Origin of the sequence: Idiomarina sp. ST20R2A10 (assembly GCF_051842345.1) — a bacterium.
GTDB classification, from domain to species: domain Bacteria; phylum Pseudomonadota; class Gammaproteobacteria; order Enterobacterales; family Alteromonadaceae; genus Idiomarina; species Idiomarina loihiensis.
Genome location: NZ_JBNIEY010000012.1, coordinates 25,579 through 38,553, shown reverse-complemented (window position 1 = coordinate 38,553; position 12,975 = coordinate 25,579). Strand labels below are relative to the sequence as shown.

The window sequence follows — 12,975 nt, the reverse complement described above, 5'->3', positions numbered from 1 at the left end:
CACTATGAAGCTCAATCATCTTATTGCCACTGCAGCGGTTTGTTTAACCGTTAATCAGGCGGCAACCGCTCAAGCTTTTGAAGATAAATTCCGTCAGCTTAACGATGATAAATTCCGTAGTCCGAACATTTATCGTACCGCGTCCGGTGCTCCTGGACATGCTTACTGGCAACAGGAAGCGGACTACAAAATTGAGGTTGCTCTGGACGATGAGAATCAGAGTATTACGGCACAAAGCACCATAACGTACACCAATAACTCCCCCGATACTTTGCGCTATTTATGGGTTCAACTTGACCAGAACCGCTTTAAGAAAGACTCCATTGGGCCGCAGAGTCAAGCCTCCGGAGATTTAGACCGAGTTAGCTTTTCCAGAATGGAAAGCATGCTCACTCAGGAAGAGTTTCCGGCCGGTTATGAGCTTACAGAAATCAGTAACGAAGATGGTGAACCTTTAGCACATTACGTTAATGACACTATGCTAAGGCTGGATCTGGATGAGCCCCTTAAAAGCGGCGAAAGTGTCACTTTTAATATCAACTGGCAGTTCAATATTATCGAAGCTGAAGTACTTGGTGGTCGCGGCGGTTATGAGTACTTTGAAGACGACGGAAACTACCTGTATGAGATGGCACAGTGGTTCCCTCGTATGGCCGCATATTACGACGCTGAAGGTTGGCAGAATAAACAGTTTATCGGCAACGGAGAGTTCGCTTTAGAGTTTGGTGATTATCGCGTAGAGATAACGGTTCCGGCGGATCATATTGTAGCCTCTACTGGTGTTTTGCAAAATCCCGATGAAGTACTCACTTCTACTCAGCGTGAACGCCTGGAAAAAGCCCGTAATTCAGACAAGCCGGTAAAAATTGTCACTGAAGAAGAGGCATTAGAAAATCAGAAGGAAAGCACCAGCAATACTAAAACCTGGATTTTCGAAGCAGATAAAGTTCGTGACTTTGCCTGGGCTTCGTCGCGCAAGTTTATCTGGGACGCGCAAGGTTACAAAAAGAACGATACCAATGTGCTGGCTATGTCGTATTACCCTGAAGAGGGCAATCCATTATGGGAACGTTACTCGACCGCTTCTATTATTCACACAATTGAGCACTATAACGATTACAGCTTTGACTATCCTTATCCTGTCGCTATATCGGTAAACGGCCCTGTTGGTGGTATGGAATACCCGATGATTACCTTTAATGGTCCGCGCCCTTACGTTGATGAGGATTCAGGTGAGAAATACTACTCTAAACGCACCAAATACGGTCTAATTTCTGTAATCATCCACGAAATTGGTCACATTTACTTTCCTATGGTAGTTAACTCTGATGAACGCCAGTGGACCTGGATGGATGAAGGTATCAATACTTACCTACAGTTCCTGGCTGAACAAAAATGGGAAAAAGATTATCCGTCGTGGCGCGGTGAACCGCGTAACATTACCAGTTACATGGCCAGCAGTAACCAAATGCCTATTATGACCAACTCAGAGTCGATTCTGCAATTTGGTAATAATGCCTACGGAAAGCCCGCTACAGCACTTAATATATTACGTGAAACTATCGTTGGCCGTGAGCTCTTTGATTTCGCTTTCCGTCAGTATGCGCAGCGTTGGAAATTTAAACGTCCTACACCAGAAGACTTATTCAGAACCATAGAAGATGCTTCCGGCGTTGATTTAGACTGGTTCTGGAGAGGCTGGTTCTACTCTACTGACCATGTCGATATCGCCCTTGAGCAAGTCAATCAGTTGACTATTAATACGCAAGATCCGGAAATCGAAAAAGCATGGCAAGAACAGCAAGAAAATGCTGAGCCAGAGTCTTTGACAACTCAGCGTAATGCCGACGTTAATTATAAAATTCATCAGCAACCGGATCTTACTGACTTTTATAATGAGAACGACGACTACACTGTCACTAACGCTGACCGAAACAAATATCAAGAGCTGATAGAGGGGCTTAACGAAGAGCAGCGGGAAATGCTGAAGAACGGCAGCAACTTCTACGTACTTGATTTCGCCAATAAAGGCGGCTTAGTTATGCCTATTTTACTAGATCTTCAGTTTGAAGATGGCAGTAAAGAACATGTTCGCATTCCGGCGGAAGTATGGCGTCGCTCTCCAGAAAAGGTGAGCAAGTTATTGATTCGCGATAAAACTTTGACTCAAGTCGTTGTTGACCCTAACTGGGAGACGGCAGATGTTGATACCAGTAACAACTACTGGCCAGCCAGAGCAGTGCCATCCCGGATTGAACTGTTTAAGCGTGAAGACCGTAATAAGAGCATGATGGAAGACTTCAACGAGGAGTTGGAGTCGGGCAACGATGATTAAACTTGTTGCTGCTATTGTTTTTTTGTTCGCGCTGATACCTTCTGTATCAGCGCATCGCTATTTTTTTGGGTTAACCGAAATAAGTGCGAATAAAAACACCCAAGCAATAGAAATTATTCATCAGTATACTTTGCATGACGTACAACAAGTGCTTAAAAAGCGGCTGGGAAAGGCTTTTAGACTGGAAGAAGAAGGTTCTGAAAAACATATCAGAGACTGGATAACTGAAAAGTTTCAACTGGTAAACTCGCAAGGAAATAAAGTTGAGCCAAACTGGGTAGGTTTTGAAGCTGACTACCAGAAAATTTGGGTTTATCAGGAGATACCGAAGCGTGATAACCTGTGTGGGTGGGATGTTTCAAATAAGCTATTAATGGATAGCTTTTCTGCCCAGGTAAATACTATCAATGTCGTCGATGATCATGGCAATCGTAGCCTAATTCTGACCATTGAAAATACATCTGACACAATTACGTGCCAGCAAGAGATAAAGGAATAGAAAATGAATGCCGAGTTCGTAAACCCATTTCTTCAAGCACTGCAAAATGTCTTGTCGATGATGGCTCAAATGGAATTGAAGCCCGGTAAAGCTCAACTAAAAAAGGATGAGTACGCGCGGGGCGATGTATCAGGCGTCATCGGTATGGTGGGCCCACAGATAAAAGGATCATTCTCAATTTCATTTGAGGAAAATCTGGCCTGTGAAATCATGAATAAAATGTTAGGTGAGTTACCAAACTCAATTAACGAAGATGTCTGTGATATGGTCGGCGAAATCACGAATATGGTTACCGGCGGAGCCAAAAAGACACTAGGTGAAAAAGGTTACGATTTTGATATGGCTACTCCAATTGTGGTTTCAGGTAAAGACCATACCATTTCTCATAAATCTGAAGGCTCAAAATTAATCATGCCATTCAACCACGTTGCCGGCAAAGCTTACATAGAAATATGCTTCGATAAAATCAAATAGCGACGACTAATAACGCTCGTCGCTGGCATGGCGGGCATAGTTGTCAAACCTCGATAATTGCCCATGGAATTTCAATTCAATTTTACCAATAGGCCCATTACGCTGTTTGCCGATAATGATTTCAGCTAAGCCCTGTTCAGCTGAGTCTGGGTGGTAAACTTCGTCACGGTAAATAAACATAATAACATCAGCATCCTGCTCAATAGAGCCAGACTCACGCAAGTCTGAGTTAACGGGTCTTTTATCGGAACGCTGCTCAAGTGAACGGTTTAACTGAGACAGCGCCACCACAGGCACTTCCAGCTCTTTCGCTAACGACTTCAAAGAACGAGATATCTCTGCAATTTCCAGCGTTCGGTTTTCCGACATGCCCGGAACCGTCATTAGCTGCAGATAATCCACCATAATCATGGATATTCCCTTATGCTCTCTATGAATCCGGCGAGCACGGGAGCGCACTTCGGTAGGAGTTAAGCCAGATGAGTCGTCTATGTAGATATTATTTTTATCATTTAGCATGTTCATGACAGACGCGATGCGAGCCCAGTCGTCATCTTCAAGCTTACCTGTACGTACTTTATTCTGATCTACCCGACTAAGTGACGCCAGCATACGCATCATTAGCTGCTCTGCGGGCATTTCCAAACTAAACACCAATACCGGACGGTCATCATTGAGCGCAATATTCTCTGCCAGATTCATGGCAAAGGTCGTTTTCCCCATAGACGGACGTGCCGCTACAATGACCAGGTCAGAAGGCTGAAGGCCTGCAGTCATCTGATCGAGGTCAGTAAAGCCGGTAGAAACACCGGTCACGCCGTTATTGTTTTTCAGCTTACTCAACTGCTCAATACGGCTAACCGTGCGTTGCAAAATTAAATTGATACCTTGCGGTCCTTCGCTGGAACTGACTCGCTTCTCTGCAATTTGAAAGACTTTTGATTCCGCCAGATCAAGCAATTCGGCGCTGCTTCGCCCCTGAGTATCGTAACCTGACTCAGCAATATCATTTGCCGCACCAATCATTTCCCTTAACACCGCTCGTTCGCGGACAATGTTTGCATAGGCTAATATATTTGCCGCGCTGGGGGTGTTTTTCGCAATTTCTCCAAGGTAGGCAAAACCACCTATTTGCTCAAGCTCCCCAGCCGTTTCCAAGTTTTCGGAAACTGTCACCAAATCCATTGGCTGACTGCGTTGAGCAAGCTCATGCATGGCTTTAAAAATAAGCCTATGCGAACGATGATAGAAGTCTTCAGCGATGACGCTACCGGCAACATTGTCCCAGGCATCATTATCGAGCATTAAACCGCCAAGAACGGATTGTTCAGCTTCAATTGAATGCGGTGCCGAGCGCAGTGCTTCTATTGACGCGTCGCGTTTTTTTGACTTCTCTGCCATGGGGAAAGTTGTCTCGCAAAGGGAAATAATAAGAGGGGATTACTATACAAAATCCCCTCTTGTTTAGAAAGCGAAGCAACGCCTAACAGCACGATTTAATTTTTATCGAGTGTTATTTCGCCACTAACTGTTGTTGCAGAAACCGACGCTCCACCGTCACCAACTGTGAATTCTAATGTAGAGGATGGGCCCCACTCAGCTTCAGTTGCTTTTTTGTCGCTTAAACGGTTCGTAATTTCACCTCCAGCATTAGACTTAATACTAAAGTCTGCGTGGATGTCACCTAACCACTTAAAAGTTAAATCGCCACTGACTGAACTAGCCTCTATACGCGCACTCCTGGATAGTCCGGCAGTTAATATTGCGTCGCCACTAACCGTGGTCATTTTGGTCTTAGTCAGTGTCCCGACTTTTGCGCTAATATCACCAGAAACTGACTGTGCAGTGAATTCAGAAATAGAGTCGGACTGACTGGCAATATCACCACTAACAGACTGATAAGTCGCGGAGTCAGCGCTGTTATTTATATCCTTAATATCGCCGCTAACCGTCTCAAAACGGACATCGCCGCTTATTTCTTCAGCATCAATATTTCCGCTCACCGTCTTCAACAATACGCGATTGGCAATTTGATTAACGGCTATATTTCCACTAACCAGTCGAATTTCTAGCCCACCATTGAATCCTTCAGCAATTACTTCCATAGACACACCGTTCACTTTTATGTCCATAGAATCAGGCAAATATATCTTCAGATCTGAACCTTTATCATTGGAAGAAAAGTTAAAAGCTCTTTCTTGTGGCGTCTCAACTTTGATTTGGATGCGACTTCCCCGCTGTTCAAAAATGAACCGCTCAACTTTTTCATCCAATGTCCCAACAACCCGTATCTCGTCTTTATCATTAGTAATTAGCTCGACCTTTCCTCTCATATTGTCAATTAGGACTCGGGCACCAGGCGATGTAGATAATGTCTCATCGACTTTTTCCTGCGCCAAGCTAACCGGGCTCATCGCTAGTAATATGAGTCCAACTAAGGATAATATTTTATTCACTTCTCGCTCCCTATCTTTTGTTCTGCCGTTACAGCATATTGCCATAAGAATCACACTAGTGGAGAAAATTTTCCAAAAAAAAAGCTGCCCGGAGGCAGCTTTTTGATAAAACCGTAACGACTTATTCAGCCGGTACAACTTTCAATGTAATGTTTGCAAATACATCAGCGTGCAAGTGCAGTTCAATATCAAACTCACCGACTTCACGTAATGTACCATGCGGCATTAATACTTCGCTCTTCTTCACTTCAACGCCAGCAGCTGTTACTGCATCTGCGATGTCGCGAGTACCGATAGAGCCAAATAGTTTGCCTTCATCACCAGCTTTAGAAGCAATAGTTACTGCATCTAAAGCATTTACTTTTTCAGCGCGAGCTTGAGCAGCAGCTAATTGATCCGCTAATTTCGCTTCATACTCAGCACGACGTTGTTCGAATAGATCAACGTTGCTTTTGGTTGCAGGTACTGCTTTTCCCTGAGGGAAAAGGAAGTTACGTGCGTAACCAGATTTTACACTGACTTGATCGCCAAGGCTTCCCAAGTTAGCAATTTTATCTAACAAAATGACATTCATTTCTCGCTACCTCTACTTTTGGTAATCGAACCGGTGCTAGCTTACTGATGTGAGTCAGTATAAGGCAGCAGTGACAAATAACGAGCACGCTTGATAGCGCGCGCTAACTGACGCTGATACTTAGCGGATGTTCCAGTAATACGGCTAGGAACGATTTTACCAGTTTCAGTAATGTAGTTCTTAAGCGTAGCGATATCTTTATAATCAATTTCTTTTACGCCATCTGCTTTAAAGCGGCAGAATTTGCGGCGACGAAAAAAACGAGCCATGATGGTCTCCTTAAATCAATTCGAGATGCTGAGCATGAAGTACCAAACGAGGTGAGCCATTGCTATCCTCGTGACGGTGCAGAAAACCTTCTGCCAGAACTTCACAACCCACCGTCAATTTTTCTAACCAGTGTTGTAAACCTTCACCACTTAAAACGACCTGAATACGCACATAAGATTGACGATTCATACCAGCTTCCGGTTGCATAGACCGATGTTCAATCACTAATTGTAAATGCTCAATACCTGACGGGCTGGTTTCCAGCTTAGGTACTTTGCCAAGTGTTCCGGTTAAATGCAGTCGATTCATAAGGGCTATTGAAAGTCAGCAAGCTTACGCTGCTTCACTGTCACCTTTACGATCTTCCTTCGGCTTAGTCAGCGGCGAAGGCTCAGTAATAGATTCTTTTTTGCGCATGATCATATTGCGCAATACCGCATCGTTATAACGGAATGCAGTTTCAAGCTCTTCCACAACCTCTGCAGACGCTTCAATGTTCAACAGAACATAGTGCGCTTTGTGCAGTTTGTTGATTGGGTAAGCCAATTGACGACGGCCCCAGTCTTCTAAACGATGGATTTGACCACCACCTTGCTTGATCGTTTCGCTGTAGCGCTCGATCATGCCAGGTACTTGCTCGCTCTGGTCCGGGTGGACCATAAATACGATTTCGTAATGACGCATTACAGTTTCCTTTTGGTTCGTATAGCCTCAGTTTAGCTCAGCCGCACTAACATAGAAGCAAGGAACACATTCAGTAAAATGAAAATATGGCTGATTTAAGCCGCGCGATACTAACTAAAATGAACGCCAATTGCAAATTAATCGGCGTTTTTATGGGCTTTTTCAATGCGGGAGCTGAGTAAAGCAACAACGCGGTCGGCCAATTCGTTTGCTACGGCTTTGTCGCCACGAACCACAATATTGTCTACGATTTTGCCCTGGCGACGAGCTGTAGCATCAATTTGCACCGCATCCTGCTGTTCAGCGAATACAAGAGTGACTTGCCATTCAGCATTACTATCCTCGACTCTGTGCCATTCGTGCCTGACATCCAGTCGATTACTAATATCAAAGGCAAGGTTCTGCACAGACTGGGTTGCGTCATCCTCAACGTCAAAATGAAAAGCGACATAGGGTTTCTCTGAACGCAGCCAGGTTGGTGATTCCCAGTTAGGCGTCCAACTGACAAACAATACTGCGACCATTGCTAAGGCAATGGCTATAGGCAAAAGGCGACGTTTAAGATCCATTGCGCTGTCTGACAACCTCAAATAAGCAAACACCACTGGCTACAGAAACATTTAAGCTACTGACACTACCAGACAAAGGAATGGAGACTAAATCGTCACAGGTTTCGCGGGTAAGACGTCTCATACCTTTACCTTCGGCACCCATAACCAAAGCTACAGGCCCTCTGTAATCAACATCATAAACAGATTGAGTTGCTTCGCCTGCTGTGCCGTATGCCCACACGCCCAATTCCTGTAAGTCACGAAGCGCCCTGGCTAAGTTGGTGACCACAACAAGAGGAACGTTCTCGGCAGCACCCGACGCCACCTTACGCACGGTTGGAGTAATTTGAGCCGACTTGTCTTTTGGTACAATAACGCCCGTAACCCCTGCTGCATCGGCCGTGCGCAGGCAAGCACCTAAATTATGCGGGTCGGTCACGCCATCGAGTATTAAGAACAACCCGGCCTGCTGACTTTGTTCCAGTAATTTAGGCAAGTCGTGCTCAGTTAAAGTAGGCGGCGACTGAACGGTCGCCACAACGCCCTGGTGGTTACCGCCTTCCGCTCGTTTTTCCAAAGCTTGTTTAGGCACCCATTGAGGTCTGACGCCAGTTGCATGGCATTGATTGACAATGTCACGCACCGAATCATCCTGACGCTCTTTAGAAACGTAGAGCTCTACCAAACGGTCTGGATGATTTTTTAATATGGCCCGCACCGCGTGCAAGCCAAATACGGTCACTTTTTGACTCATGACTTGCTACGTCCCTTATTGCTGCTGCGATTACCGCTTTTCCGCTGGCCGCCTTTTCCACGAGACTGTCCTTTTCTCTTACCTTTGCCTGAACCTTTAGCTGGCATATTTCGTTTCTGGCCACCCGGACTCGTCGCTTCCAGCAAAGTTAAATCAATTTTACGATCGTCCAGATTCACGTCTTTCACTTTGACTTTCACATTATCACCCAGACGGAAAACGCTGTTGCTGTTCTCTCCGATTAGCATTCCTTTTTGCTGATCAAAGTGATAGTAGTCGTTGTCGAGGTTACTAATATGAATAAGACCGTCAATTTGGTAGTCACTTAAGCGCACGAACAAGCCAAAATTGGTGACTGAGGAAATAACGCCCTCAAACTCCATACCAATATGGTCTAGCATGAACTCACACTTCAGCCATTCGTCAACCTGGCGGGTAGCATCATCTGCACGTCGCTCGGTCATTGAGGTATGTACACCCAGTTCATCCAATTGCTTATCAGAGTATGCCCATGCACCCACTAAGCCTTTCTCTTCACCTTTTTTCTTGCGTAAAATTGCTTTTATCGCGCGGTGCAAAATAAGATCCGGGTAACGACGAATAGGTGAGGTAAAGTGCGCGTAAGACTTCAATGCCAAGCCAAAGTGCCCTTTATTCTCTGGTTGATATACCGCCTGCTGCATAGAGCGCAACAACATGGTTTCAATCAGTTCATGATCCTGACGATCTTTCACTTGCTCAAGCAAAGTCGCATAGTCTTTCGGAGATGGTTCATCACCGCCTTCCAGGTTCAGACCCAGTTCACCAAGAAAACTGCGGAAGTTGTTCAATCGTTCATCAGCCGGAGTTTCATGCACGCGGAACAACGCGCCAACTTCTTTATCTGACTCAATAAGCTGAGCAGAGGCCACGTTTGCCATAATCATGCACTCTTCAATAATTTTGTGAGCAACATGACGTTTAACCGGTTCGATACTCTCAATTTTACGCTGAGCATTAAAAATAAAGCGGGTTTCCTGCGTATCGAACTCAATAGCTGAGCGGCGCTTACGAGCTGCACTTAATGCGTTATAAAGTAGCTCCAGTTCCTGCACATTGTCCATGACATGCTGGTACTGCTGTTGCAGTTCTTCATCGCCATCAAGTAGCTTTTTAACTTTATTGTAAGTCAGTCGCGCATGGCTTTTCATTACTGCCGGATAAAACTCTGTGGACTTGAGTTTTCCACGAGGTCCCAATTCCATTTCTGCAACCATGCACAAACGGTCGACATCGGGGTTTAATGAACACAAACCATTAGACAGTTTTTCCGGTAGCATTGGAATAACATTGCTGGGGAAATAAACTGAATTACCGCGTTCTGTTGCGGCTTTATCAAGAACGGTGTCCGGACGAACATAGTAAGACACATCGGCAATTGCTACCCAAAGGCGCCAGCCTTTTTCTTCCTGCACGCAGCAAACGGCATCATCAAAGTCGCGAGAGTCTTCACCATCGATAGTAATAAGCGGCAGGTCACGTAAGTCTTTACGGCCCTCGTAAGCCTCGGCTGGCACTTCTTCGCTATATTTTTTCAGCTCTTCGTCAACTTCAGTTGGCCATTCGGTAGGAATATCGTGCTCACGAATAGCGACCTGAATTTCCATGCCTGGTGCCATATGTTCACCCAGCACCTCGCTGACACGACCAATTGGGCTGGTTCGGCGACTTGGACGTCGGGTAATTTCAACGACCACAAGCTGTCCATGACGTGCGCCATTTTTATCCGCATCAGGAATAAGAATATCCTGACTAATACGGCCATCGTCCGGTACTACTATACCCAGATCATGTTCAACGAAGTAACGGCCAACAATATTACTGTCGCGGGGCTCTGTAACTCTAACGATACGCCCTTCGGTGCGACCTCGGCTATCTTTACCACTGGTTTTAACCAGTACGCGATCACCATGCAAAACTGAATACATTTGATGATGCGGGATAAACAGGTCTTTACCGCCATCTTCAGTCTGACAAAATCCAAAACCATCTTTATGACCAATGATACGACCTTTGATCAAATCCATACGCTCGGGCAGACCATAAGCATTCGCTTTGCTGTATATAAGCTGTCCGTCGCGCTCCATCGCGCGCAAACGCCGTTTCAAACCAATTGCCTGGCGCTCATCATCTAAACCAAAGTGACGAATGAACTCATCAAACTGAACCGGTTTACTGTTTGAGGTTACAAGTTCAAGCAATTGCTCACGGCCCGGAATTTCAACTTCATATTCTGGCGTACTGTTGTTCTGTTGATTATCTGACATAGAATCCTATTGTAGTTGCACGGTTAAGGAGGACCGATGGGCAACAGTATACGTGCTGAAAGTCATAATGTCAGTGCTTAGCTTGTATTTTGAACAAAACGTACCCATGTACTACTTAATAGGTAAAAAAATGAGTTGTCGAATCGTCTTATATACTCTAATTTGAGAACTGGAACATTTACGAAGATCAAAAAATGCAAAAATATTCAGCAACTACAACCGAATTAAACGGGCTCCAACAGTGGAGCTATCGGGTATTGCTGTGTTTATTACTCATCGTTTTCAGTACAGCCAGCTACGCCGCATCTGGCGAAATTAGTGAAAAACAGCTAGCGTCACAGCAAAATTCCAACGCTGTTTTCATTGTAGACCTGTCATCGCCTATATCTGAAATCCAGGCAGAAGATCCCGAATTCGATAAAGCAATCGACGCATCCTCACGAGTTTTTCAAAACGTCTTAGCGCTTGCTCCTCTATCTCAGGAGAAAAGCGAACCGAAGCTTACCCAATGGAATTGGCATCTCGTCCGGGGGCCACCCGCTCACCTTTAAAAATTCTGTATTTTTTTAATTTTTAAAGGAGTTTGTCATGAGTGAGTTTAAAGAAATTCAATGGTCTTCTGCAGCCGATAAAATTGCAATACACCACAACTATGAGCATCAACCGTTAATTAGCTGGCACGATAGTGCTACGCATGTTGTTGATGATTTCACAAAAGTATCTCCTCTAGAAATAAAGGAGAGCACTCTGGTCAGCGACGCAGAGCAAAAGCTTCGTAATGCCAACCTCCGCTACGCCTGCATAAAAAATCAAAGTGATGAAATGACAGGTTTACTGGCATTGCGTGAGCTTCACGGACGCAAAGCAACTCAGCTAAGTACCGTCAAGCAAATTGGCTGGCGGGAATTGGCAGTAAAAGAGTTGATGTTACCTCTGGTGGCATTACCACAGGTAAGACTTGAGGACTTAAAGAAAGCTAAAATCGGTGACGCAGCGGCAACTCTCAAAGCCAGTGGCCGCGACTTTCTTCTCGTGATTAACGATGGAGAAGTCTGTGGCGTAGTGTCATCTCTTAGAATAGCTGAATTAACAGGGGAGTCAGTAAACGTTTATCACCTGCCCTCAACTTTTGCGGAAATTATTTCAGCGATAAATCATCATGAGGTCATTGACTGAAATCAATTATATGTCAGAAGTGCTTTTGCGCTTCTGGCATCTTCAGTACCAACTACGAAGGGAAAAACTTGGTGGCGCTGGACGGACTTGAACCGTCACTCCCAGAAGGAACCTGATTTTGAATCAGGCGTGTCTACCAATTCCACCACAGCGCCATGCTTTATAAGGTGAAGGCGTTGCATAACAAAGCAACGGGACGGAATTATACTCGTCCACTCTCTCTAATCAAGCAATAATTCACTAAAACACCTTATAATCCAACTAACTGCTGATTCCTTATACAACTAGAGTACAGCTGAGCACAAAACTGAGGTAGCTGTCAGCCCGCTTTGCTCGTGATATGATTAACGCACTATTGAGTTAAATGAGTTTCACATGAGTTCCGCAGCACAGAAATTACACGCCAGTTCCCCCAGTGCCGGCTTTCCCAGACGTTTTGTCTCCTGGGTTTATGACTTTTTAGTCGCCGTAGCTATTATTATGCTCGCTTCAGCTTTGGCTTTACTCTTTGCCGCGCTGCTGACTGCTTTTGACTGGTTAGTGCTGCCCGAAGGGATGGATCACGCCGCCTGGTTAGCCCAGGGACCTTGGTACAGCTTGTATCTTCTTTCCGTTGTTTCGCTATTTTTTGGCTGGTTCTGGAAACGTTCGGGTCAAACCTTAGGTATGCGCGCGTGGCGCCTGAAACTTCAAAACCGTGATGGTTCGAGGCTGACTAATCGCCAGGTTTTTATCAGGCTGATTACTTGTTGTGCAGGCCTTGGAAACCTCTGGGTTCTGGTAGATTTTAAAAACAAACGAGCCTGGCATGATTACGCTGCCGGCACCGAAGTTGTCACGCTTTCAAAAGAAGCAAATCAGCTGTTCTACTGGAATGAACTTTAGCCTATAGAAGT

General features: G+C 45.1%; 15 protein-coding genes and 1 tRNA gene. 6 read left to right on the top strand and 10 right to left on the bottom strand.

The genetic code is table 11. The features are described from left to right. The first annotated feature begins 4 nt into the window (after positions 1–4). The 3 genes from ACP7H9_RS13085 to ACP7H9_RS13075 are packed head-to-tail and all read left to right on the top strand — an operon-like array spanning position 5 to position 3,308. Positions 5–2,335 (top strand): M1 family metallopeptidase, encoded by a 2,331-nt coding sequence (locus ACP7H9_RS13085; protein ID WP_439222889.1) that lies wholly within the window; start codon positions 5–7, stop codon positions 2,333–2,335. Beyond that, positions 2,328–2,834: a DUF6702 family protein gene (locus ACP7H9_RS13080; protein WP_011235159.1), complete on the top strand. Its 507-nt coding sequence runs from the start codon at positions 2,328–2,330 to the stop codon at positions 2,832–2,834. The genes ACP7H9_RS13085 and ACP7H9_RS13080 overlap by 8 nt, the downstream gene beginning before the upstream one ends. A 3-nt stretch (positions 2,835–2,837) precedes the next feature. Further along, entirely contained in the window at positions 2,838–3,308 is a 471-nt protein-coding gene (locus ACP7H9_RS13075; protein ID WP_011235160.1) for a chemotaxis protein CheX, read from the top strand. A gap of 6 nt (positions 3,309–3,314) precedes the next feature. Here the strand turns inward: ACP7H9_RS13075 and dnaB are convergent, their stop codons facing one another. The 9 genes from dnaB to rnr form a co-directional block, all read right to left on the bottom strand. Then, entirely contained in the window at positions 3,315–4,709 is a 1,395-nt protein-coding gene (dnaB, locus tag ACP7H9_RS13070; protein ID WP_011235161.1) for a replicative DNA helicase, read from the bottom strand. A 95-nt stretch (positions 4,710–4,804) separates the two neighbouring features. Next, positions 4,805–5,764 (bottom strand): DUF4097 family beta strand repeat-containing protein, encoded by a 960-nt coding sequence (locus tag ACP7H9_RS13065; RefSeq protein ID WP_110013989.1) that lies wholly within the window; start codon positions 5,762–5,764, stop codon positions 4,805–4,807. 121 nt (positions 5,765–5,885) lie between these two features. After that, positions 5,886–6,338 carry a 50S ribosomal protein L9 gene (rplI, locus tag ACP7H9_RS13060; protein ID WP_011235165.1) on the bottom strand — a complete coding sequence of 151 codons (453 nt, stop codon included), beginning with the start codon at positions 6,336–6,338 and terminating at the stop codon, positions 5,886–5,888. 41 nt (positions 6,339–6,379) lie between these two features. Beyond that, complete coding sequence (rpsR, locus tag ACP7H9_RS13055) at positions 6,380–6,607, bottom strand: 30S ribosomal protein S18 (RefSeq protein ID WP_011235166.1); 228 nt, start codon at positions 6,605–6,607, stop codon at positions 6,380–6,382. Between the two features lie 10 nt (positions 6,608–6,617). Continuing rightward, positions 6,618–6,917, bottom strand: coding sequence for a primosomal replication protein N (gene priB / locus ACP7H9_RS13050; RefSeq protein WP_011235167.1), 300 nt, complete (start codon positions 6,915–6,917; stop codon positions 6,618–6,620). Positions 6,918–6,941: 24 nt separating this feature from the next. After that, positions 6,942–7,292 (bottom strand): 30S ribosomal protein S6, encoded by a 351-nt coding sequence (gene rpsF / locus ACP7H9_RS13045; RefSeq protein WP_011235168.1) that lies wholly within the window; start codon positions 7,290–7,292, stop codon positions 6,942–6,944. Between the two features lie 137 nt (positions 7,293–7,429). Further along, a complete protein-coding gene (locus tag ACP7H9_RS13040) occupies positions 7,430–7,861 on the bottom strand; it encodes a hypothetical protein (RefSeq protein WP_011235169.1) in 432 nt (143 codons plus the stop codon). Next, a complete protein-coding gene (gene rlmB, locus ACP7H9_RS13035) occupies positions 7,851–8,597 on the bottom strand; it encodes a 23S rRNA (guanosine(2251)-2'-O)-methyltransferase RlmB (RefSeq protein WP_011235170.1) in 747 nt (248 codons plus the stop codon). The genes ACP7H9_RS13040 and rlmB overlap by 11 nt, the downstream gene beginning before the upstream one ends. After that, positions 8,594–10,903 carry a ribonuclease R gene (gene rnr, locus ACP7H9_RS13030; RefSeq protein ID WP_439222888.1) on the bottom strand — a complete coding sequence of 770 codons (2,310 nt, stop codon included), beginning with the start codon at positions 10,901–10,903 and terminating at the stop codon, positions 8,594–8,596. Before rnr ends, rlmB begins: the two co-directional genes overlap by 4 nt. A gap of 194 nt (positions 10,904–11,097) precedes the next feature. On the opposite strand from rnr, the gene ACP7H9_RS13025 reads away from it, so the two are divergent. Further along, complete coding sequence (locus ACP7H9_RS13025) at positions 11,098–11,454, top strand: hypothetical protein (protein WP_439222887.1); 357 nt, start codon at positions 11,098–11,100, stop codon at positions 11,452–11,454. Between the two features lie 37 nt (positions 11,455–11,491). Continuing rightward, on the top strand, positions 11,492–12,079 hold the full coding sequence (locus ACP7H9_RS13020) for a hypothetical protein (RefSeq protein ID WP_011235172.1): 588 nt from the start codon (positions 11,492–11,494) through the stop codon (positions 12,077–12,079). A 69-nt stretch (positions 12,080–12,148) separates the two neighbouring features. Here the strand turns inward: ACP7H9_RS13020 and ACP7H9_RS13015 are convergent. Next, positions 12,149–12,234 (bottom strand) — tRNA-Leu (locus ACP7H9_RS13015). A 220-nt stretch (positions 12,235–12,454) separates the two neighbouring features. Between ACP7H9_RS13015 and ACP7H9_RS13010 the strand changes: the two genes are divergently transcribed. Next, entirely contained in the window at positions 12,455–12,964 is a 510-nt protein-coding gene (locus ACP7H9_RS13010; protein WP_110013986.1) for an RDD family protein, read from the top strand. Positions 12,965–12,975 lie beyond the last annotated feature (11 nt).